The organism is Bartonella sp. AP19HLJMH, assembly GCF_042196245.1.
Lineage (GTDB): Bacteria > Pseudomonadota > Alphaproteobacteria > Rhizobiales > Rhizobiaceae > Bartonella.
In genome coordinates, this window is sequence record NZ_JBHIPX010000006.1 from 44,650 (window position 1) to 67,455 (window position 22,806).

At 39.2% G+C, this 22,806-nt stretch carries 17 protein-coding genes and 1 other RNA gene; all 18 read left to right on the forward strand.

From position 1 onward, the window contains the following. Positions 1-28: 28 nt before the first annotated feature. On the forward strand, positions 29-967 hold the full coding sequence (locus tag ACFINR_RS04530; protein WP_375613360.1) for an ArsR/SmtB family transcription factor: 939 nt from the start codon (positions 29-31) through the stop codon (positions 965-967). Between the two features lie 2,160 nt (positions 968-3,127). Further along, a complete protein-coding gene (locus ACFINR_RS04535) occupies positions 3,128-3,505 on the forward strand; it encodes a hypothetical protein (RefSeq protein ID WP_375613361.1) in 378 nt (125 codons plus the stop codon). Between the two features lie 1,361 nt (positions 3,506-4,866). Continuing rightward, entirely contained in the window at positions 4,867-5,376 is a 510-nt protein-coding gene (locus ACFINR_RS04540; RefSeq protein ID WP_375613362.1) for a lytic transglycosylase domain-containing protein, read from the forward strand. Between the two features lie 83 nt (positions 5,377-5,459). After that, positions 5,460-5,850: RNase P RNA component class A (gene rnpB, locus ACFINR_RS04545), an RNA gene on the forward strand. 264 nt (positions 5,851-6,114) lie between these two features. After that, positions 6,115-7,113, forward strand: a complete 999-nt coding sequence (gene rsmH / locus ACFINR_RS04550; protein ID WP_375652706.1) for a 16S rRNA (cytosine(1402)-N(4))-methyltransferase RsmH — start codon at positions 6,115-6,117, stop codon at positions 7,111-7,113. Next, positions 7,110-7,514 carry a hypothetical protein gene (locus ACFINR_RS04555; RefSeq protein ID WP_375611988.1) on the forward strand — a complete coding sequence of 135 codons (405 nt, stop codon included), beginning with the start codon at positions 7,110-7,112 and terminating at the stop codon, positions 7,512-7,514. Before rsmH ends, ACFINR_RS04555 begins: the two co-directional genes overlap by 4 nt. After that, positions 7,514-9,256 (forward strand): peptidoglycan D,D-transpeptidase FtsI family protein, encoded by a 1,743-nt coding sequence (locus tag ACFINR_RS04560; protein ID WP_375652709.1) that lies wholly within the window; start codon positions 7,514-7,516, stop codon positions 9,254-9,256. The genes ACFINR_RS04555 and ACFINR_RS04560 overlap by 1 nt, the downstream gene beginning before the upstream one ends. A gap of 23 nt (positions 9,257-9,279) precedes the next feature. Further along, a complete protein-coding gene (locus ACFINR_RS04565) occupies positions 9,280-10,731 on the forward strand; it encodes a UDP-N-acetylmuramoyl-L-alanyl-D-glutamate--2,6-diaminopimelate ligase (RefSeq protein ID WP_375611990.1) in 1,452 nt (483 codons plus the stop codon). Beyond that, the gene (gene murF, locus ACFINR_RS04570; protein ID WP_375652713.1) at positions 10,728-12,149 is read left to right on the forward strand and encodes a UDP-N-acetylmuramoyl-tripeptide--D-alanyl-D-alanine ligase; all 1,422 of its coding nucleotides are present in this window, start codon (positions 10,728-10,730) and stop codon (positions 12,147-12,149) included. The genes ACFINR_RS04565 and murF overlap by 4 nt, the downstream gene beginning before the upstream one ends. Positions 12,150-12,171: 22 nt before the next feature. Further along, complete coding sequence (gene mraY / locus ACFINR_RS04575; protein ID WP_375611992.1) at positions 12,172-13,242, forward strand: phospho-N-acetylmuramoyl-pentapeptide-transferase; 1,071 nt, start codon at positions 12,172-12,174, stop codon at positions 13,240-13,242. Positions 13,243-13,246: 4 nt separating this feature from the next. Continuing rightward, positions 13,247-14,641 carry a UDP-N-acetylmuramoyl-L-alanine--D-glutamate ligase gene (gene murD, locus ACFINR_RS04580; protein ID WP_375652718.1) on the forward strand — a complete coding sequence of 465 codons (1,395 nt, stop codon included), beginning with the start codon at positions 13,247-13,249 and terminating at the stop codon, positions 14,639-14,641. Between the two features lie 143 nt (positions 14,642-14,784). Then, on the forward strand, positions 14,785-15,939 hold the full coding sequence (locus ACFINR_RS04585; protein ID WP_375621370.1) for an FtsW/RodA/SpoVE family cell cycle protein: 1,155 nt from the start codon (positions 14,785-14,787) through the stop codon (positions 15,937-15,939). Next, entirely contained in the window at positions 15,932-17,068 is a 1,137-nt protein-coding gene (gene murG / locus ACFINR_RS04590; protein ID WP_375652722.1) for an undecaprenyldiphospho-muramoylpentapeptide beta-N-acetylglucosaminyltransferase, read from the forward strand. The genes ACFINR_RS04585 and murG overlap by 8 nt, the downstream gene beginning before the upstream one ends. Further along, a complete protein-coding gene (gene murC / locus ACFINR_RS04595; protein WP_273790779.1) occupies positions 17,052-18,479 on the forward strand; it encodes a UDP-N-acetylmuramate--L-alanine ligase in 1,428 nt (475 codons plus the stop codon). Before murG ends, murC begins: the two co-directional genes overlap by 17 nt. Further along, positions 18,457-19,434, forward strand: coding sequence for a UDP-N-acetylmuramate dehydrogenase (gene murB / locus ACFINR_RS04600; RefSeq protein WP_375652726.1), 978 nt, complete (start codon positions 18,457-18,459; stop codon positions 19,432-19,434). Before murC ends, murB begins: the two co-directional genes overlap by 23 nt. 237 nt (positions 19,435-19,671) lie before the next feature. Then, entirely contained in the window at positions 19,672-20,592 is a 921-nt protein-coding gene (locus tag ACFINR_RS04605) for a D-alanine--D-alanine ligase (protein WP_375611998.1), read from the forward strand. Beyond that, positions 20,580-21,491, forward strand: coding sequence for a cell division protein FtsQ/DivIB (locus ACFINR_RS04610; RefSeq protein WP_375613371.1), 912 nt, complete (start codon positions 20,580-20,582; stop codon positions 21,489-21,491). The genes ACFINR_RS04605 and ACFINR_RS04610 overlap by 13 nt, the downstream gene beginning before the upstream one ends. Beyond that, positions 21,488-22,789, forward strand: coding sequence for a cell division protein FtsA (gene ftsA, locus ACFINR_RS04615; RefSeq protein WP_375613372.1), 1,302 nt, complete (start codon positions 21,488-21,490; stop codon positions 22,787-22,789). Before ACFINR_RS04610 ends, ftsA begins: the two co-directional genes overlap by 4 nt. The last annotated feature ends 17 nt before the right edge of the window (positions 22,790-22,806 follow it).

The following is a 22,806-nucleotide window of genomic DNA, read 5'->3' on the forward strand; positions in this document are numbered from 1 at the left end:
TGTTTATAGGAATGTTTAGGGGATAATTATGAAAAAAAGTGCAAGTTTAGATGCAATGATTGTGCTGCTGAAAGCGGTCGCAGAAGTAAGCCATTTACGTGTTCTTAGGCTCTTACATCATGAAGATTTAACAATTCCTGATTTTATTTTTATTCTTGATCAGTCGCAAGCGTGTATATCACGATATTTACGTTTATTGTACGAAGCACGATTGATTGAGCGTTATCAGAAGGGGGATAGCCTTTATTTTAAGCTTTGTCATGATTTTTGGGGTAAAGACATTGTGATAGGTATTCTTTCGGCTTTGCCAAAGGATGATGTGTTGTTAGCGCATGATTTAGAACGTTTGAAGGATGTTAAAAAGCAGCGTCAAAAAACGAGGAAGAAGCATTTCTTACAAAATGCGTTGCAACGGGATGTATTACGGTCATCCTATATGGCAGATCATGGTGTAGAAAACTCGTTACTTGAAATCATTGGCGATAAACCATTTCAGACGATGTTGAATATTGGAAGAGGTGGAGACTCTATCTTAAAATTGTTTTCTAATCTTTATACGCATGCGGTTCAAGTTGTGCTTGATAGCAATGTTTTTCACTTGTCTGTTGGAGATACAACTTTTGATTTAGTTATTCTTCATTGGGTTTTACATTTTCTTGAAAATCCTGAAATATTCCTTCATGAGATATCAAGTGTTTTGCGTCCTCATGGCCGTTTATTGATTGTGGATTTTGGTTATCATGAAATTGAGTCTTCATATTCTGATCAAGTGCATATGCGTTTTGGATTTTCGGCTTTACAAATAGAACAATGGCTTAAAAATGCGGGACTTGTTCTAGAACAAACGGTTTGTCTTACTCCTATACAAAATGAAAACAGTGAGGAGGGGATTGCTACGCTTTGGCTTGCTCGTGATCCGCGTTTATTGGTTGACGATATCAAAGATAAACAAGTAGATTTTGCATAAATCGCGTTTGTTAACGTGCTTTATACTCTGATTTTTCTCAAGGAATAGCGTAGAGATAAAACTTTATTCAATCATTGATAAGCTATTGTTTTTTACATTTGTATTATGTTTTTATATGGGAGTATTGGTGTTTTATAGCGGCGTGTAGGCTGTATAATGAAGCACCTTCTATAGAGTTAAGCCTATGAGGATCATTATTTAAGGTGTTATTGATATCATATTTATGTTATTAGCCAATATATTGATTTTAAAAGATCATTGATTTTTTTAGACTCAATAAGAGGTTTAAATACAGGAATGTTGTTTCATTTCAAATTTCCTGTTTCAGAATCCGAAAGAGTCTGTTTGTCTGCTACAAAAGAAGGTATTTATCTTAATGATACCGTTTGTAAAAGAAAATACATCTTCTAAATGTGAGAGCGGCTGCAATATGATATAATGCCGCACAATATAATCATAGTGAAGGCTCATACCTTCATAAATGTCAAAGATGGTGGTGCCCAATAGATCTTAAAATATCTCTTTAAAACAGGTTTTTAGATAAGGAGTACGTTGGAACTTTTAGTGAGGGGTGCAAAAAGATGCTCTAAAAAGACGAAAAAGTAAAAGGGTAAGACAATGCATTATATTCATAAAAATAAGATCGGCGATGATCTAGGGATAGTCTGTGGCTGAAAGTAGGAAAGAAAAGTGTGATATTACACTAAAGTTTCGTATCTCTTTATCATGAGAAGTTATGAAGGTTATTAAATAAGTCCATTGTTTTTGCCAAAAGTATTTTCTTTCTTTTTATGTTTGCCGCTCATCTTATGACGCAGTCCGTGGGTATAGCGTAAAATTGATAGGGCATCATCGTCTTTAGTTTAAGTAAAAGTTGTAAGCCGGCATCATCGTTTTATGTTTTTTATCCATATGCTTCTTCTTGTTTGTGATGTGCTATAGTATGGCTATTCATTAATTCAATAGACGAAGATTTAAAATAAGGGAACCTTACGTTCTTGAGATCTCTCATGTAAATTGTAAAATGATGAGTTATGATTGTAAATCAATGAATTGTTTACGTTAGAAGAACAGATTATAAAAATTTTTGAGCATAGAAACTACTGTGTGTATTATTTTACGGGATCATTTAAATGATAGAGATTAAGAGAAAATGTCTGCATTGATTTCGGTTTATTATGTTAAAATGCGTTAGAGACTGTTGGTTATTGTAAAATGGTTTATCGTTATTTGGAATGACGATGGGGCGTGATTCGAAACAAATACCTTCAGAGCTCTCATTTTTTCATAAGATTAAGCTGTTTAAGTTCCTCATTGATTGTTACATGAGGGATGTAACAATATTTTAATGATCATTTACAGAAATTTTTTATAAAGATAGATAAGATTTTATTTTCTCTAATTTATTGTTTTATTTAAATAATTCATAGCTTTCTTGCAAGAAGATGTTTTCCATTTTTTACGGTTATTTGTGTAAGATTTTAAAAATCTACGTTTTTCTTTTTGTGGTGATTGCTGTTGGAAAAGTGATTCTACTTTTACGTAGTTTGATTTTTATAGGGTGGATACGTAGAAATTACTGTTTTTTTATATGATCATCAGAGTTATGAAAGAAACTATTTAAAAGTTATAATGATCGTAGATTCTAATTGATGCTTCTTGAAATAAAATTGCTTCAAATTGGGTCATTTTGAACTTTTTTTGCCTAAATTTAAACATTTTTAAACAATTTATAATTCTTTTATGTTTTTTTGCGTAGAAGATGATAAGAATTTCTTGTTGTTTAAAGAATTTTATTCCATAGCAAGAATATTGCATCGGCTATCTTAGTGGTTGATGTAAGAGGACAATCGGGGAACCTCCTCCCCCCCCCCCGCGTGGATCCCCTAGATTGTCTGGCCTGACTGAGGATTTCCTCAGTCAGGCTTTTTGTAATTATTTTAGGAAATGTAAGGTGTTATTAGGGGGGGAGTGTAAGATCTGTTATTGTTTCGCCTATAGTACCTAAATACATAGAGGGGCGAGTCTTATTGGGCGGATAGTGTTAGCGTATTCATTTTTAATAATTTGATTTTTCTTTATTGAGGCATTGTTGCATGTTATAAGGAGAATCATAAAAGGAAGCTATGTTTGTATTCTGTGATCTTTAGGTAAGAGATAATGGGATCTTTTTCACATCGTATTATTTTTATTTTATTTGTATTTTTTATTTCTGGCGCTGTCTTTTTTGCTTCTCAAAGTAGTGCTGTTTATCAGTTTTTTTCCGGTCGCTCTTCTTTTTCTTCTCAGCAGCTTGATGTAACAGAGGAGGAATTATTAGAGAGATTATCCGTATCTTTTCCAGATATTATCAAGCATCTTTCTAAAATGACCCCTCAACAGCAAGAGTTGTTTATTGCGCAGCTGCGTCGTGATGTAATTGCGCTTGCTTCTAAAAGTGGTCAGAGTCGTGAGCAGGCTCAAAAATCTGGTGAAACTGTTGCTATGGCTCTCTCGAAAGCGATTTCTCGTCCTTCTGTTGCTAATGCTTATTTTTAGCTATTTTTTTAATCGCGCTTTTGGGTTTTATTTTAAGGAGAAAGAGCTTTTCGTGAAATTTTGAAAAGTGCGAGGAGATAATCAATTTGTAAGGTATTAACAAAATTTATCTCTCAAAAGGTAAGCAATTGGAGTATAAGGGTAATGTTGCAATCATTACAGGAGTGATAGAAAGTCTATCAAGGGTATTGGTCCAAGTTAATTGCATTATCAATCGCTACAATGACAAAAGCAGTATTGATTATAATAAAACACGTTAACTGCATTTTATATGCCGGTTATTTTTTTATTTGATATGAGAAAATAAAATTTTTAAAAGGATTTAAGCTTTTTTGTTCTACGGATTTTAGGATATTTATCCACTTGTATGATTTCTGAAAATGAGGTGCAAGACTGATAAGATGATAGTCTGTGACAAAGAAAAAATATTTGAATGAAGATGAGAGGTCTATTTTTATTTAAAAAGGCTTTGGGGGTATTGAGTTTTCTAACATTTTTCAAAAAAATAGACACAAGTAATTGTTAAGCTTTGTTGTAGGGATAAAAACGGATATAACTTTTTTAGTATATTGTTTTATAATGATAATTTATCATTTTATATTGAATGAGAATCTTAAGAATTGTAAAATCCTCTCAATTTAAATTTATCCATGGTGAAAAAATTAAAATCAGTTTCTTGTATACCACAAGTAGAGGCTTGTGTGGATAAAAACTCTTTTAAAAAGGAATTAAAAAGCTTCTTTGAGACATCTTGAGAGCTAAAAGTCTGTTGCAATATTTTGAATTGGTAAAGAGTATGATGGTTTTAGTATATTTATGAATTTTTTATGCGCAATGATGGGGGGATTTGTTTTGTGATTTTTTGAGGTTTTATCGGACATAAAGAGTGCAGTGGGTGTTTATTAATCAGAGAGAAGCGTTGATAACGGTTTATATTTTTTGTGAACCTTTTTTGATATCGAGCATCTTCGGTAAAAAGATGCTCTTGTCTCTCTTTCTTTGAGGGATTGATCTCAATAAAAAAATTAATAATCTTATGTAAAAAATATTACATCTAGTTCAGATGCTATTTTTTTAATATAAAAATTGATTGATACAACAGAGATAGCCGCAAGTTATAGATTATATCATTTTATTTGATACGCTATAAGATTAATTATAGTCTTTTTATTTTTTTATTTTATGATATAGAGAAATCTGAGACTTGTGCATAAAGATATATTCTTTTATTTCATAATTTTAGCTTGAAATTGTCTTACTATTTCCTTTTTAAAGACGTTCTTTTGCTTTCTTTTTTGTATAATACATTTGCAAATTACTTGCGGCTAGAATTTGAGAATGTTTGAGTGAAGAGAAAGAAAATGCAATTTTTGAAAATCTTGTTAAATACAGCATGTGCTGTATTTTTTGTATTTGATATAAGTTGGACTCATAGTGTCTTAAATGTTGCGGAATCAGGAGAAACCTCAGTGATTGTTGCTTCTAAGATTTCTGCTCGTCCTTATGAGTTTCTTATTCAGAAACTTGCGAATAAATATAATGTTCCCGTTAATTTAGCACATGCTGTTGTAAAAGTTGAAAGTAATTATAAGGCAGGTATAAAGGGGGCTGCTGGCGAAATAGGTTTGATGCAAATTAAACCCTCTACGGCACGAGGGTTGGGCTTTAGTGGTTCTGTACAGGATTTGTACGATCCTGCGACCAATCTTGAATATGGTATGCGTTATTTGGCAAGGGCCTATAAACTCAGTGGTGGAAGTACGTGTGGTACAATCCTTAAATATAACGCAGGTCATGCTGCAAAAAAAATGAATTCTATTTCAGCGAAATATTGCGCAAAAGTAAAGACTTATCTGGCTTCATTAAAATAAAAACATCTGTTGAGAGAGGTTTGTCATAAAATATTTTAAGATGCTATTTTCACGGAGCAGAAAATGTTTTATAAATCAGTATGTCAGTCGGCTGGGCAGCCGCGCTTGTCTGATACTGAAATACGGCAGGTGAGGAAAGTCCGGGCTCCATGGAAAGACGGTGCCGGGTAACACCCGGCAGGGGTGACCCTAGGGAAAGTGCCACAGAAAGTAAACCGCCTATTTTTATAGGTAAGGGTGAAAGGGTGGAGTAAGAGCCCACCGCGCATTCAGTAATGAATGTGGCAAGGTAAACCCCACCGGGAGCAAGACCAAATAGAAATGACGTGCAAAATTTAATTTGCAGCCGATTTCCGGGCGAGTCATTCGGGTAGGTTGCACGAGGCGGATGGTAACATCCGTCCCAGATGAATGGTTGCCATGTAAAGTGTAAGCTTTACTCTACAGAACCCGGCTTATAGGCCGACTGATATTTCATGATGATACGCGATATTTTATAAGATCAATTATATATGGTCTTTTATGGAGTCTATGTGTTTGAAATGGACACTTGAGCAAAGAGTGTTTTAAAAAATTATAACATTTCTTTAAGTATAATGCGTTAGGATCTGTTTTGGGATAACTTTAGTTTTTTCGTTCATTGTGATTAATGTGAAAGTTGAAGGCTAGGTTATTCTAAGATCAGTTGCCATGAGAGAGCTGTTGATTTAAGACAGCATAACTTCAAGACGGATTATTTTGATAAAGCAGGATCAAAGAGCTGAACGCCATATTCCAGTGTTGTTACAGCCAGTTTTGGCTGGGCTTATGCCATTGGTTGGAGCAAAAGTGATTGATGGCACCTTTGGTGCTGGTGGTTATACGCGCGCTTTGTTAAAGGCAGGGGCACAGGTGATTGCTCTTGATCGTGATCCTCATGCTATCAGTGCAGGACAATCGCTTGTTGAAGAATTTTTTCCACGCCTTCGTTTGGTCCATATGGCGTTTTCACAGCTCGATCGTGTCGTTGAAGAGAAGGTGGATGCAGTTATTTTGGATATTGGTGTTTCTTCAATGCAGCTTGATGAAGCAGAAAGAGGTTTTTCTTTTCAAAAAGATGGTCCATTGGATATGCGAATGGCTCAGACTGGTTTTACAGCCAGCGATGTTGTCAATCATTTAAAAGCAAGGGATTTGGCACGTATTTTTAAGATATTAGGGGAAGAGCGTTATGCGGGGCGAATTGCACGTATGATTGAAAAGCGTCGTGTTGTGCAGCCTTTTTTGCGTACAGGTGATTTGGCGTATGCTATCGAAACGTTGATAGGACGTAAGCTGGGAGATCGTATTCATCCGGCAACACGTGTATTTCAGGCTCTTCGTATCTATGTTAATGATGAAATTGGTGAATTGGCATGTGGTTTATTTGCTGCTGAACGCGTTTTAAAAGCTGGAGGTCGTTTGGGGGTTGTCAGTTTTCATTCTCTTGAAGATCGTATGGTCAAAAGATTTTTTTCGGCTCGTTCTGGAGAGTGTATGAGATCACGCTATCTGCCTGAAATGAAGGCTGCTCCAGCAACATTTTTTCCTTTGTTTCGAGGTGGGATCACGGCAACTAAAGAGGAGTTACAGAAAAATCCTCGTTCACGTTCTGCGAGGTTGCGTATTGGTGTACGGACTGAAGCAGAGGCTCTTGCAGCAGATATGAAATTATTTGGTTTAGCAGAGATTGCCAGTTTTGAAGGCAGCAAAAAATGACAGTTTTTCGTACATTTGATATGATTTTAGTGTTGATTATGATTTGTATGGCAGGACTTACTTATAAGGTAAAATATGATGTTCAAAAGCGAATGAACGAAGTTCTTCATCTTGAGCATGAAATTGCTGCAGCAAAAAATACGGTAAGTTTGCTTCATGCTGAGTGGGCTGTGATGATAAGGCCTTCACGCATGCAAAAACTTGCGAAACGTTATCAGAAAGAACTTGGGTTAGAGGTTATACAGCCGCGTCAAATCGTGGAGTTTAAAGACATTCCGGTACGGGTACATGATCAAATTGAAGAAGTGATTAAACAAAATATCTTGGAAGATAATCAAGATATTTTGACAAATAATCGGGCTTCTCAGATCAATAGTGTTGTCCAAAAAGGCGCGCAGTAATGAAATCGACTTTTTTATTCTCACAGAAGAAAAAGCGCTTAAAGAATTCGTTGAATAATTATAATGTTTCTGTTCGTCGTCCCTATTCTAGTCGTCCACGTTTGCTTTTTTCGTTGTTCTGCTTTTTAATTTTATATGGCATCATGGGGGCTTGCCTTATTTCTTATGGGTTGGAAGGTGGACAGATTGAAGAAGCAAAAGGGCCTGGAGTTCTTCAATTGATGGCACGGCCTGATATCGTTGATCGTAATGGTCGTTTATTGGCAACAGATATTAAAACTTATTCACTTTTTGCTGAGCCACGACGTATTATTGATGTGGATGAAACAATTGAATTGCTCTCAACAGTTTTGCCTGATCTTAATTGGCAGGAAACCTATAAGCGCTTAAAAAGAAAATCTAGTTTTTCTTGGATACAGCGGGGGTTAACACCAATGCAGAAGACGCAAATTATGGCTCTTGGTATACCAGGAATTGGTTTTCGGACTGAAATTCGTCGTTTTTATCCTGATGGACCTGTAACTTCCCATATTCTCGGTATGGTGAATGTTGATAATCAGGGCATTGCAGGTATGGAAAAATATATTGATGATGCGGGGTTGAGTGCTTTGCGTGCCGCTGGTCTTGCCATGGAAGAATCGTTAAAACAAGTTCAGCTTTCGATTGATGTGCGTGTTCAGGCAATTGTTCATGATGAACTTATTCAGGCTATGAAGCGTTATAAGGCAATTGCTGCAGGAGCTGTTATTTTAAATATACATACGGGGGAAGTTTTGGCTTTGGCATCACTACCAGATTTTGATCCTGGAAATCCTATCGAAGCTTTAAAAAGTGATCGTCTCAATCGGATGACGGCAGGAGCTTTTGAAATGGGATCAATTATTAAAAGTTTTACGACCGCCATGGCACTTGATTCCAATATTTTTCATTTAAACAGTATTATTGATGCTTCAAAGCCAATAAAAGCAAGTAGTGGGTATACTATTCATGATTTTCATGGAAAAAATCGACCCTTAACGTTATGGGAGGTTTTTATTTATTCTTCTAATATTGGTTCTGCTAAAGAGGCATTGGCGATAGGGATTGATAAACATCGTGGTTTTTTACAAAAACTTGGATTACTGGATCGTCTCACAACAGAGTTGCCTGAAGTTGCCCACCCTATTGTGCCACATCATTGGAAGGATATACATTCTATGACGATTTCTTTTGGGCATGGTATGGCAACAACACCCTTGCAAACAGCTGTCGGGGCTGCTGCTTTAATGAATGGTGGTTGGTTAATTGCTCCGACATTTTTAAAACGGACAAAAGAACAAACTCTGCACCATGCAAAACGGGTTTTGCAGGCTAAAACAAGTCAAAATATGCGTTACCTTTATCAATTAAATAGTGATATTGGTTCTGGACGTAATGCAAAAGTAGAAGGCTATCGTGTAGGTGGTAAGACAGGAACAGCTGAAAAAGTTGAAAATGGAAAATATTCTAAAACAAAAAATTTCAATAGTTTTCTTGCTGCTTTTCCTATTGAAGATCCTGCTTATGTTGTTTTAACAATTATCGATGAACCAAAGCCAGAGGAGGGACAGCGTTCAGCAACAGCGGGAATGAATGCTGGACCAATGCTTGCTAATATTGTTCGTCGCACAGCTAGTTTTCTTGGTGTAAAACCCGATTTTAAAAAAGAATATGAGCCTCTTTTAAGTAAAAAGAGCAATTCAAGTTTCGTTAAACAACGGTAAAATGAATATAAAGGTGCGTTATTATGTTGTTGGGAACAGTTTTTACAGAATGTGTTGAAGATGAAAGTCTTTCTTCAATAGAAATAACAGGAATAAGTGTGGATTCTCGGCAAGTTTTGCCAGGCTATGTTTTTGTCGCTGTTCAAGGAAAAAAAAGTGATGGAAGGCACTATATAGATGATGCGATAAAGCGTGGCGCACGAGCAATCGTTACAGATTATCATGCTGTTCTTGAGGATTTATCTGTTCCCATTTTACGTGTTTCTAATGTTCGTCATAGTTTAGCGTTGGCAGCTGCACGTTTTTACGGTTCTCAGCCTGAAACGGTTGTTGCTGTGACTGGTACAAGTGGTAAAACATCTGTTGTCTCTTTTCTTCGGCAAATTTGGACTTATGCTGGATTTTGTGCTGCGAGTATAGGAACGGTTGGTGTTGTTTCTCCTAAACGGAATGTTTATGGTTCTCTCACAACACCTGATCCGGTCGTCTTGCACCGTCTTCTTTATGAAATTTCTCATGAAGGTGTGACTCATGCAGCTCTTGAAGCTTCTTCGCATGGGCTTGACCAAGGACGACTTGATGGAGTCCGTTTAACGGCTGGTGCCTTTACCAATTTAGGGCGAGATCACATGGATTATCACACGGGGGTAGAGGATTATTTGCGGGCTAAAATGAGGTTGTTTGATACACTTTTGCCTGTATCTGCTCCTGCTTTGATTTTTGCTGATGATGTTTATTCACAAAAGGTTATTGATGTTGTTACACAAGCGCGCCGCCGTGTCTTGACAATTGGTCGTAAGGGGCAATTTATCACGATTAATCGTGTCGAACATCAACGCTCAAAACAGTGTATTGAGTGTCGTGTGGAAAACAATATTTATACATTTGATTTGCCTTTAGCTGGAGATTTTCAGGTCGCCAATGCGCTTATGGCAGCGGGGTTAGCAATTGCAACGGGCGTTTCACCTCGTAAGGTTTTTTCTGCGCTTGAAACTTTGCAGGGGGCACCTGGGCGGTTAGAGTTTGTGGGAAAGACAGAAAATAATGCGCTTGTTTACATTGATTATGCCCATAAACCAGAAGCTTTGGAGCAGGTTTTGCTTTCTGTTCGTCCCTTTACGCAAGGGCGCTTGATCGTTGTTTTTGGTTGTGGAGGAGATCGTGATCAAGGGAAAAGACCTTTGATGGGAAAAATTGCGGCGGATAAAGCGGACATTGTTATTGTAACGGATGATAATCCTCGCACAGAAATGCCAGAAAAAATACGCAAGGATATTTTACAGGCGGTGCCAACAGCAATAGAGATAGCAGATCGTGGAGAGGCTATTTCTTACGCGGTGGAGCTTTTGAAAGTTGGTGATACATTAATCATTGCTGGAAAAGGTCATGAGGATGGCCAAATTATAGGGCAGACAACTTATCCTTTTTCAGATCGTCTGAAAGCGATAGAAGCTTTAGAGGACCGAAAGAAATGACAGCTTTATGGGATAAGCAAGCACTTGTTGCTGCAGTTAATGGTGTTGTAATGGGAAGCCTGCCAGAAACTTTTTCTGGGGTTTCCATTGATAGCCGTACTCTTGCGGAAGGGGATGTTTTTTTCTGCATTAAAGGGCATCATCTTGATGGTCATGATTTTGCTGCGCAAGCTTATGAACGAGGTGCAGGCGTTCTTATCGTTGCGGAACACCGTTTGAGGGATATGAAAAAGATATCGGCTCCACTCATTGTCGTTCCTGATGTTTTGAAAGCCTTAGAACAACTTGCACAAGCTGCACGCAAACGTTCAAGAGCTAAGATTATCGCGATAACAGGATCGGTGGGAAAAACAACGACAAAAGAAGCTTTGAAACAAGCACTTGCAACGGCTGGGAATGTTCATGCGAATCTCGCTTCTTTAAACAATTGCTGGGGGGTTCCACTCACTTTAGCGCGGATGCCTGTGGAGAGTGATTATGGTATCTTTGAAATTGGCATGAATCACAGAGATGAAATTCGCCCTCTGGTCAAACTGGTTTGTCCGCATGTTGCTCTCATTACGCATATTTGTGCAGGACATATGGGTTTTTTCAAGGATCTTGAAGAAATAGCAAAGGCAAAAGCTGAAATTTTTGAAGGATTGGATGAGGAAGGCATTGCCATTTTAAATGCGGATAGTGATTTTTTTTCTTATCTCGTTCAAAAAGCAAAGAAATGCGGTGTAAAAAAGATCTTAAGCTTTGGTGAGACTAAAGATGCTGATTATCAAGCGCATGATATACGTCTTCTAACCGATAGTTCTTCTATGATTGTGCGTATGGGGGGGCGGGATAGGGAGGTCCAAATTGGTACTCCTGGGCGCCATATTGTGCAAAATAGTTTAGGGGTTATTGCTGCTTGTGATGCTATGGGGGTTGAGCTAGAGCCTGTTTTTCTTTCTTTTCGCCATTTTTCTTCTCAAAAGGGGCGAGGTGTTCGTTATCGACTGTCTTTATCAAATGGGGGTGAATTTTATCTCATTGATGAAAGCTATAATGCAAATCCTGCTTCTATGCGTGCTGCACTTGAGCTTCTTGCTACAGGACCTGTAGGGAAAGGGGGGCGGCGAATTGCTATTTTAGGAGATATGCTAGAGTTAGGGGAGTATAGTGAAAAGCTTCATCGTGATTTAATAAAACCAATACGTCTTTCTGGTGCTAATCCGGTTTTTCTATTTGGTGAGGCGATGAAATCTTTAGTCAGTGATTTGTCTGCTGGTGTTAAGGTTCATTATGCTGAAAATATTGAGAAAATTTTATCGCTTCTTTTAGCAGAAATTTCTTCTGGGGATCTGCTTATGGTTAAATCATCCAATAGCCTTTGTTCATCAAATATTGTGACTGCATTGCTTGATCGCTATAAAGCGGTTTCTTCATAGTTTTAAGAGGTTTTTTTGTTCCATGATGCTATTTTTTTCTTCGTTTAGTGATTGGCTTCCAGGTGTGAATGTATTTCGTTATATTACTTTTCGCACGATAGCGGCTATGCTTACTTCGGGGCTTATCGTCTTTTTGTTTGGACCTAGCATCATTGCTTCTCTTAAATTGCGGCAGGGTAAGGGGCAACCGATTCGTGCTGATGGTCCTCAAACACATTTTAAAAAGGCTGGAACACCTACAATGGGTGGATTGATGATTTTAATCGGCATTGTGGTATCGGCATTTTTATGGGGTAATTTATCGAATATTTACTTTTGGGTATCGCTATTGGTTATGCTTTCTTTTGGGGGAATTGGATTTTATGACGATTATCTTAAGGTCACAAAACAAACAGACAAAGGATTTTCTGGGAAAGCACGATTAAGCTTGGAGTTTTTTGTTGCGGCAATTGCGGCTTTTGCCATCTTGAAAATTGGCTCATCTGGATTAGCTTTGCCTTTTTTAAAAGATTATCTTATCAATTTGGGCTGGTTTTTTATTCCTTTTTCTGCTTTCGTCATTGTTGCGACGGGTAATGCGGTTAATTTAACGGATGGACTCGATGGCCTTGCTATTGTTCCTGTGATGGTTGCAGCTTTATCTTTTGCTCTGATTGCTTATCTTTCTGGTAATATGAATTTTGCTGATTATCTCCAAATCCATTATGTATCGGGAACAGGTGAATTGGCTGTTTTATTGGGAGCTGTTGTTGGGGCAGGGCTTGGTTTTTTATGGTTTAATGCACCACCTGCAGCTATTTTTATGGGAGATACTGGTTCATTGGCTCTTGGAGGACTCTTAGGGACTGTTGCGGTTGCTACGAAACACGAAATTGTTTTGGTTCTTATTGGTGGGCTTTTTGTTGTGGAAGCTTTTTCGGTCGTTATTCAGGTTGGTTATTTCAAATTAACAAGAAAACGCGTGTTTCTTATGGCACCGATACATCATCATTTTGAGAAAAAAGGCTGGACTGAAAGCCAAGTGGTGATACGCTTTTGGATTATTTCGATTGTTCTCGCTCTCATAGGTCTTTCAACACTTAAATTGCGGTGAGATTTTGATTTCTGTTGCGTGTTATAAAGGTCAAAAAGTTGCTCTCTTTGGATTAGGGACGTCGGGATTGGCGGCGGCACAAGCATTGATGTGCGGTGGCGCAGAAGTGGTGGCGTGGGATGATAGTCCTTCAAGCGTGCAAATGGCTTTTCGGCACAATATTCCAACACGAGATCTCCGTTATGAAGATTGGTCAGAATTTGTTGCATTGATTGTAGCTCCTGGAGTTCCTGTAAATTATCCTCAACCCCATTGGGTTGTTGAAAAAGCACGAAAAAAAAATATAGAAATTATCGGTGATATTGAATTATTTGTTCGTGCGCGCCATGATTTTTTACAGCTTTATGGTTTTTGTGACCAAGATGTTCCTTTCATTGCGATTACGGGGACGAATGGGAAGTCAACCACAACGTCTTTACTTGCGCATTTGTTGGAAAAAATGGGCTATGATGTGCAGATGGGGGGAAATATCGGAAAGGCAATATTGACCCTTAAACCGTTTGTAAAAAAACGTATTTATGTGATTGAGTGTTCATCATTTCAAATTGATCTTACTCCCTCTCTTCAGCCGACCATTGGACTTTTATTGAATTTAACACCTGATCATATTGATCGACATGGGAGTTTTGCCTGTTATGTGCAAACCAAAAGGCATCTGATTGCTCAGGCTTCTCAGGCTTTCATTTCAGTTGATGATGCAGCTTGTCGGGTTTTATATCAACAGTTACTTCATGAGGGGAAGCAAATTGAGGCAGTTTCCAAGGATCATTTTGTTGAAAATGGTTTTTATGCAGATGGGACCAAGCTCTTTTCTGTTCGTCAAGGACAGCGCCATATGCTTGCAGATCTTGCTCCTATGGCGGTGTTACGTGGGAGTCATAATGCGCAAAATGCCCTTATGGCATTAGCAACATTGCAGGCTTTAAAAATAACTGATCTTTCTGTGAACAAGCATTTGGCAAGTTATAAAGGGTTGGATCATCGTATGCAGCAGGTGCGTAAAATGGGGGCGGTTTTGTTTATCAATGACAGCAAGGCTACTAATGCAGATGCAACAGCTCCTGCGCTTTCCACCTTTAATGATATTTTTTGGATTGTTGGGGGACAGGCAAAAAAGGGAGGAATAGAGTCTCTTAGAGAATTTTTTCCTAAAATTCGTAAAGCCTATTTGATTGGGAGCGCGGCGGAAGAATTTGCTCGCACTATTGGATCTGCTTTTCCCTTTTCTATGAGCTTAACTTTGAAAAATGCGGTGCGTGAAGCAGCTGTTGACGCAATGGGTTTTCAGGCAAAAGAGGTGACGGTTCTTTTGTCACCTGCTTGTGCAAGTTATGACCAATTTAAAAATTATGAAATGCGAGGCGAAGCATTTGTCTCTTTTGTGATGCAGTTACAATAAAAAAGCATCAGTTATAAAAAAATATTTTTGCGTTAAGACTCCAGAATCTTTTTTTGTGTAATTTAGTTTTTAAAGTGTTTGTTAAACAGGCTGGGGAACCATATCACTTTGAGATAATTTATAAAATGGATAAGGTGGATATCATGGTGACGCGTGCAGATAGAGATCCAATTGCTAATTGGTGGTGGACGATTGATCGCTCTATCTTTGCAGCTTGTTTAATTTTAATGGGAATTGGCATTATGCTGTCTTTTGCTGCCAGCCCTATTATTGCAAAAAAAATCGGAATTGCTGATAGTTTTTATTTTGTTCGGTGGCATATCATTTTTAGCATTTCAGCATTTTTTACGATGGTTACCATTTCCTTTTTTTCGCTTTCTAATATTCGTCGTTTATGTGCTCTTTTGCTCATTGTAACGCTTGCTCTTATGGTTGCAACCTTATTTTGGGGTCCAGAATTAAAGGGAGCACGGAGGTGGATTCTACTATTTGGTTTTTCTGTACAGGCTTCAGAGTTTATGAAGCCAGCTTTTGTGGTTATGTCCGCTTGGCTTTTTTCGGAACAGATACGCAAGAGGGGCATTCTGGGTTATACGTTAGCGATTCTACTTTATGCCATTTGTTGTGTGCTTCTGGTTTTGCAGCCTGATATTGGACAAACAGTTTTAATAAGTGCAACATGGGGGGGGCTGTTTTTTATTGCTGGTGTCCCTCTTACTATTATTTTTCTCTTTCTCATTTTAGGCGTTGTAGGAATTATTTTAGCTTATTTTTTTCTGCATCATGTGCGCGAGCGGATCAATGGTTTTTTGACAGGTGAAGGAGATACTTTTCAAGTAGATGTGGGACGTGAGGCTATTTTGAATGGTGGTTGGTTTGGGCAAGGTCCTGGGGAGGGCACAGTAAAACGTATCATTCCTGATAGCCATACAGATTTTGTATTTTCCGTTGCTGCTGAAGAATATGGTATTATTCTTTGTTTATTAATTATGATGCTGTTTGGCTTTATCGTTATGCGTTCATTGTATATAGCCATGAATACACGTGATTCCTTTATACGTCTTGGTATTACTGGCATAGCAATGATGATTGGCTTTCAATCAGCTATTAATATGGCCGTTAATCTTCACTTAATTCCTCCAAAAGGTATGACATTGCCTTTTATTTCTTATGGTGGTTCTTCGATGGTGGCGATTGCGTTTTCAATGGGCATTTTGCTTAGTTTAACACGTCGTTGGCCAGAAGCGCGCCTTTCAGCTTTTTCTTCCTCTTCTGTCTTGGATACCCCTTATGAATGATAAAAAAGTTATTATTTTGGTGGCTGGTGGTACAGGTGGACATCTTTTTCCTGCTGAAGCCCTTTCTGTTGAATTAAGGCAGCGTGGATATGATGTTCATTTAATAACAGATGAAAGAGCACGCCCTTTTGTTCGGTGTTTTGATGAAGAGCATATTCATATCGTTTCATCGGCAACATTTACACGACGCCATCCTTTTGCTCTGATAAAGACGTTTTGGTCTTTGCTAAGGGGTATGGGGCAATCGTTGGCGTTGTTTTATAAATTACGTCCTGTTCTTGTTGGAGGATTTGGGGGGTATCCGAGCTTTCCTCCTCTTTTTATTGCGGCTTTAACGAGGCGTGTGACATTTATTCATGAACAAAATGCTGTTATGGGGCGTGCCAATCGGATGTTGGCAATTTTTGTGCGTGCAATCGCTGGTGGTTTGTTGTCACCAAGTGGCGCTTATGCTCATAAAATACTTTTGACGGGGAATCCTGTCCGTGAGGCTGTGTTGAAGGCGGCCAAAATTCCTTATCATTCTTCAGGGGGAGAAAAGCCATTTAATTTTTTGATTTTTGGAGGTAGCCAAGGGGCTTCTGCTTTTTCACATATTGTTCCAGAAGCTATTGCTTTATTTGATGATAAGAACCGTAAACGTTTACGAATTGTACAGCAAGTCCGCGGTGAAGCAGGAAGGTTGATCAAAATCTATCGTGATATGGGGGTACAAGCAGAAGTTGCTCCTTTCTTTGATGATATGGCTGAACGTATGGCACATGCTCATTTTATTTTGTCGCGTGCTGGGGCTTCGTCCGTTTGTGAGATAGCGGTGATTGGTAGACCTGCTCTGCTTGTTCCCTATCCCCATGCTTTAGATCATGATCAGGCTGCCAATGCAGCTTTGCTTGCTCGTGTGGGGGGAGCGCAAATTATATCAGAAAAAGATTTAAATGCACAAAAGCTTTCTTCTCTTTTAATGCACGCTTGTTGTGCGCCCCATTTATTGGAAAAACAAGCGCTTGCTGCAAAAAAAGTTGGACAACCTCATGCAACCCGTCGCCTTGCTGATATGGCTGATTCCTTAATTGCAGGGCGATTGTTGTCAGATATAAAAGAGGAGCTTTTTAATGAAAATGCCACTTGATATAGGCGTTATCCATTTTATCGGAATCGGGGGGATCGGTATGAGTGGAATTGCGGAGGTTTTTTATAATCTTGGCTATAAAGTTCAAGGGTCAGATCAAGTTGAAAGTGCAAATGTTGAACGTTTGCGGAAAAAAGGAATTAACGTTCATATAGGTCATTGTGCTGAAAACTTAGGGAATGCAGAGGTTGTTGTTTTTTCTACTGCCGTTAAAAAAACAAATCCTGAGTATATTGCTGCAAAGGAAAGACATTTGCCGCTTGTCAGACGTGCAGAAATGCTGGCGGAGCTGATGCGATTTCGGCGTGCAATTGCAGTGGGTGGTACACATGGTAAAACAACAACCACATCAATGGTCGCAGCCCTTCTTGATGCTGGTCATTTTGATCCAGTGGTGATTAATGGCGGTATTATTAATGCTTATGGTACGAATTCTCGTACAGGAGATGGCGATTGGATGATTGTTGAAGCTGATGAAAGTGATGGTACATTTTTAAAGCTGCCTGCTGATATTGCTGTTATTACTAATATTGACGCTGAGCATTTGGATCATTATGGAAGTTTTGATGCTGTGCGTGAGGCTTTTCGGCAATTCGTAGAAAATGTTCCTTTTTATGGTTTTGCTGTTTTGTGCCTTGATCATCCAGAGGTTCAGTCATTGGCGGGCCGTATTGATGATCGTTGGGTGATCACTTATGGTGCAAATCCACAAGCAGATGTTCGTTTTCTTAATCTTTCGATGGATGGTCAAAAAACGCATTTTGATGTTCTTGTTCGCTCACGCAAAACAGGAAGAAAGATTGAGTTGAAAAATATGCTTTTGCCTATGGCAGGGCAGCATAATGTTGCCAATGCAACGGCGGCGATTGCTATTGCGCATGAACTTGGCATTTCAAATGAAGCTATAAAAAGGGGCTTAGCAGAATTTGGCGGAGTAAAACGGCGTTTTACGCGAACAGGAAGTTGGCGTGGCATTGAAATATTTGATGATTATGGACATCATCCTGTTGAAATAAAGGCTGTTTTGCGTGCTGCACGTGAGAGTGCAAAAGGGCGTGTTATTGCGATTGCACAACCCCATCGGTATTCGCGTTTGTATCATTTATTTGATGATTTTGCTGCTTGTTTTAATGATGCAGATACAGTGTTGATTACGCCCGTTTATGCGGCTGGTGAAGAGCCTATTGTAGGATTTGGTTCTCAAGAATTGGTAGAGCATATTAAAATGGCGGGTCATCGTGATGTGCGCTTGATACATGGTTTGGAAGATGTTGTGTCTCTTGTCTCAAAATTTGCTCAGGCAGAGGATTATGTTGTTTTTCTTGGTGCTGGCAATATCACACAATGGGCTTGTGCTTTGCCTCATCAGTTAGCGGTATTGGATGGTCATGATAAATTTTCAGCACATTGATGGTGAGGCGCTATTGGCGCAATTGCAACCACTGTTGGGTGGCGTGAGAGGAAAGCTTACACCTAATGTTGAGATGCGTAAGGTAACGTGGTTTCGCACGGGCGGGTTGGCAGAGCTTTTTTATCAGCCTGTCGATGAAGAAGATTTGGCTCTCTTTCTTCAAAATTTGCCTGAATTTGTTCCTGTAACAATTGTCGGTATTGGTTCTAATCTTCTGGTGCGTGATGGGGGGGTTCCTGGTGTTGTGATTCGTCTTTCGCCAAAAAAATTTGGGCAAGTGAAGCAAGTTTCTCCAAAAGGCTTTTTAGTTGGTGCTGGTACGGCGGATAAACATTTAGCTGCTGCCGCTTTAGAAGCTGAGATTGCAGGTTTTCATTTTTATCATGGTATTCCTGGAGGTCTTGGAGGAGCTCTCAAAATGAACGCGGGTGCGAATGGTGTTGAAACCGCAGCGCGTGTTGTCGAGGTCTATGCGCTGGATCGTAAAGGGCAACGTCATATCTTGAGTGTGAAAGATATGCATTATTCCTATCGCCATTGTGATATTCCTAAAGATTTTATTTTTACGGCTGCTTTATTAGAAGGAAAAATCGGCAATAAAGATGATATTCGTGCTGCTATGGATGAAGTTGCCCTCCACAGAGAAACAGTGCAACCTATTCGCGAAAAAACAGGGGGATCAACTTTCAAAAATCCTGAGAATACATCCGCGTGGCGCGTGATTGATGAAGCAGGGTGTCGTGGTTTACGGATTGGTGGCGCTCAAATGAGTGAAATGCACTGTAATTTTATGATTAATACAGGGCAAGCAACAGGATATGATCTTGAAGCATTGGGAGAAACAGTGCGTGCGCGTGTTTTTGCAAATTCAGCCCACCTTTTACAATGGGAAATAGAGCGTATTGGTCAATTTGAGCGTGGTCGAAGTGTTTCTCCTTTTGATCCATTTCATTGATTTATTGTTCACTAAAAAGTGAAAATAAAAAATTGAGTCATTTCAAAGAGATAATAAAAAATTTCTATTAAGAATCAATAAATTAACAAAGAATCTCTTGCATCAGGCTTTTGAGTCTGATTCATTATGCAAAATGCTAGGTTATTGATTCGCAAGGATAAACTTTGTTTTTCCTGTATGTAGTGCTGATGTGTTCTATATAGACTACATATAGTATGCGAAAGAGGGTGATTTATTATGAAAGATAAACATATAGCTGTGTTAATGGGAGGTTTTTCTTCTGAACGGTCTATAAGTTTATCTTCAGGGGCGGCGTGTGCTGATGTTTTAGAGGTGCAGGGGTATCGCGTGAGCCGCGTGGATGTTGATGCTCATATTGCTTCTGTTCTTGAACAGTTGCAGCCCGATATTGCCTTCAATGCATTGCATGGTCCATTTGGTGAAGATGGTCGGATTCAGGGGATTCTTGAATATTTAAAAATTCCTTATACTCATTCTGGCGTGATGGCATCTGCTTTGGCAATGGATAAGGGACGTGCAAAAATTATCGTTGCAAATGTTGGGGTTTGTGTTGCTCCTTCTCGTATCATGAGCCGCTTTGCTTTGGGCCGAACGCATCCCATGGAGCCTCCTTATGTAATTAAACCTGTGTGTGAAGGATCAAGTTTTGGTGTTGTCATTGTTCAAGGAAATGAAGCTGCACCGCCGCATAATATTGGGGGAGCTGAGTGGGGGTATGCCGATGAGGTGATGATTGAAAAATATATTCCTGGTCGTGAATTGACTTGTGCTGTTTTGGGGAACGAAGTGCTGGATGTGTGTGAAATTCTTCCCGATAAACACTTTCCATTCTACGATTATGACTCAAAATATAAAACGGGTGGTTCTCTTCACATTTGTCCTGCACAACTTTCACTAAATATTTACCAAAGTGTGCAAAGAATGTCTTTAGCAGCCCATCAGGCGATAGGGTGTCGAGGTGTTAGCCGTTCTGATTTTCGTTTTGATGAAAAAACAGGAGAATTGGTTTGGCTTGAAATTAATACGCAACCAGGTATGACCTCGACGTCTCTTCTTCCTGATATTGCAAAAGCGAGCGGCCGTACTTACGGCGATATTGTTCAATGGATGGTGGAGGACGCATCATGTATGCGTTGAATGTTAATAAAACAAATGTTCCGATGGAGGTGCTTTCAGTGCCGGCTTTGCCACGTCTTTATCGTCGTTTTCTTCGGTTTATGTTTGAGTTTGTTTTTGTCAATATTCATATTCCACGCCATTTCGGCTCTTTTGCTGTTGTGTGGTTTTTCTTTGTTACGGCTTTTTATGGACTTTCATCAAGTGGTCAGATGGCTGTGGTCGTAAATACGATCATATTGGATAGTAGTTTTGTGGTCACTCATGTCGATATAAGCGGTAATAAGCGCTTGGCAAAGCAGGATATTTTTAAAATTTTAAAACTTGATGTTGCGCCTTCTATATTCACTTTTGATGTTGAAAGAGCGCGTTCTCTGTTGGAAAAACAGGCTTGGGTGCAATCGGCTAATGTTCAGAAAATTTATCCCAATAGAATGCGCATTTCCATCGTGGAGCGTGAACCCTATGCCATTTGGCAACATGATGGCATAATGGATATTGTTGATAATACAGGTCGTGTCATTGTGCCTTTTAAAGGAGAAATTGTTCGGGATTTACCTCTTGTGGTTGGGCAGGGTGCACAAAATGCTGCTAAAGTGTTTATTCAAGCGCTGTCAGTCTATCCGGAAGTATATGATCGTATTCGTGCTTTTGTGCGGGTAGGTGATCGACGTTGGGATCTTGTTTTGAATAATGGAATGCGCGTTATGTTGCCTGAAAATGGTGCTCTTGAAAGGCTTTCTTCTCTTTTTTCGTCCGGTACAATGCAAGATCTTTTATCTCGCGATATTCTCAGTGTTGATTTACGTCTTGCTGATCGAATTACTGTTTCTTTATCAGATGAAACGTTGGAGCGTTATCATACTACTGTAGCAGAAGAAGAACGTATTTTAAAAGCGCGAAAGGCAGGAAGCCTATGATGCTACTCAGATCACATCATTTGAAGGGGCGTAAAACACGTTTTTTAACGGTACTTGATGTCGGTTCAAGTAAGATTGTTTGTCTTATTGCTTGTTTGCGTCCTTTGAAGCATGCACACTATTTACATGGTCGTACACATTCTACGGAAATTCTAGGCTTTGGAGTGCAGCGTTCACGTGGTATTAAATCCGGTGTTGTCATGGATATGTTTGCAGCAGAACAATCAATAAGATTGGCTGTTGATGCGGCAGAAAAAATGGCGGGTTTGGTGGTGGATTCAGTGATTGTGAATTTTTCCTCAAGTCGATTACAAAGTGCTTTGATTAATGGAAAGGTTCATTTGAATGGTCGTGAAGTCACTAAGCGTGATATGCGTATGGCCTTTTCAGATGTTTCGCGTAAAGCCTTTGATGCTGAACGTCATGTTATGCACTCAGTACCAGTTTCTTATGTATTGGATGGAGATAAAGGAATTTTTGATCCTATTGGCATGGCAGGGGAAACATTTGGTGTCGACGTGCATGTGGTAACAGCAGAAACAGCCTCTTTGCGTAATTTGGAAACTTGTATTAATCGTGCACATTTGAGTGTTGAAGCAATGGTTGCTACTCCCTTTGCAAGTGGTCTTGCTGTCTTGATGAATGATGAGGCGCGTTTAGGGGCTGCATGTATTGATTTTGGTGGTGGAACAACAACATTTTCAGTGTTTTTTGAGGGGAAATTTATTCATGCAGATGCTCTTGCTGTTGGGGGGCATCATGTCACTCTTGATGTTGCGCGCGGATTTTCTATGTCTTTAACAGAGGCGGAACGTTTAAAAGTTGTTTATGGTTCAGCACTTTTAACAAGTGCTGATGAGCGGCAAATGATTAATGTAGCAGAAATTGGGAGTGAACAGCGTGAAACTCAATATCCTCGCGCGGTTCTTGGGCGTATCATTCGTGCGCGTGTTGAAGAAATTTTAGAAATGGTTCGTGATTGTTTAAATCGTTCTGGTTTTGGTCACATCATTGGTAAACGTGTTATTTTGACTGGGGGAGCAAGCCAGTTAACAGGATTGCCAGAAATGGCACGTACTATATTAGGAAGAAATGTTCGTATCGGGCGGCCTTTAGGTATTTCGAGGCTTCCTTCTCTTGCAAAAGGGGCGGCGTTTACATCTGCTGTTGGGTTGTTAATTTATCCGCAATTGGTGGGTTTTGAAGAAAAAACAATGCAGGCGGCAGGAAATCATTTATCGATGGGCACGCGTGGATATTTTCAGCGTGTTGGTCAGTGGTTGCGTGAGAGTTTTTAGTTAAGTCTAGTTGGATA

Excerpts from the sequence above, each read along its gene's own strand:
- ACFINR_RS04560 (WP_375652709.1), top strand. The coding sequence starts at position 7,514 with ATGAAATCGACTTTTTTATTCTCACAGAAGAAAAAGCGCTTAAAGAAT.
- mraY (WP_375611992.1), top strand. The coding sequence starts at position 12,172 with ATGATGCTATTTTTTTCTTCGTTTAGTGATTGGCTTCCAGGTGTGAAT.
- ftsA (WP_375613372.1), top strand. The coding sequence starts at position 21,488 with ATGATGCTACTCAGATCACATCATTTGAAGGGGCGTAAAACACGTTTT.
- ACFINR_RS04605 (WP_375611998.1), top strand. The coding sequence starts at position 19,672 with ATGAAAGATAAACATATAGCTGTGTTAATGGGAGGTTTTTCTTCTGAA.
- murG (WP_375652722.1), top strand. The coding sequence starts at position 15,932 with ATGAATGATAAAAAAGTTATTATTTTGGTGGCTGGTGGTACAGGTGGA.
- ACFINR_RS04610 (WP_375613371.1), top strand. The coding sequence starts at position 20,580 with ATGTATGCGTTGAATGTTAATAAAACAAATGTTCCGATGGAGGTGCTT.
- murF (WP_375652713.1), top strand. The coding sequence starts at position 10,728 with ATGACAGCTTTATGGGATAAGCAAGCACTTGTTGCTGCAGTTAATGGT.
- murC (WP_273790779.1), top strand. The coding sequence starts at position 17,052 with ATGAAAATGCCACTTGATATAGGCGTTATCCATTTTATCGGAATCGGG.
- murB (WP_375652726.1), top strand. The coding sequence starts at position 18,457 with ATGATAAATTTTCAGCACATTGATGGTGAGGCGCTATTGGCGCAATTG.
- ACFINR_RS04565 (WP_375611990.1), top strand. The coding sequence starts at position 9,280 with ATGTTGTTGGGAACAGTTTTTACAGAATGTGTTGAAGATGAAAGTCTT.
- ACFINR_RS04540 (WP_375613362.1), top strand. The coding sequence starts at position 4,867 with ATGCAATTTTTGAAAATCTTGTTAAATACAGCATGTGCTGTATTTTTT.
- ACFINR_RS04585 (WP_375621370.1), top strand. The coding sequence starts at position 14,785 with ATGGTGACGCGTGCAGATAGAGATCCAATTGCTAATTGGTGGTGGACG.
- ACFINR_RS04530 (WP_375613360.1), top strand. The coding sequence starts at position 29 with ATGAAAAAAAGTGCAAGTTTAGATGCAATGATTGTGCTGCTGAAAGCG.
- ACFINR_RS04535 (WP_375613361.1), top strand. The coding sequence starts at position 3,128 with ATGGGATCTTTTTCACATCGTATTATTTTTATTTTATTTGTATTTTTT.
- ACFINR_RS04555 (WP_375611988.1), top strand. The coding sequence starts at position 7,110 with ATGACAGTTTTTCGTACATTTGATATGATTTTAGTGTTGATTATGATT.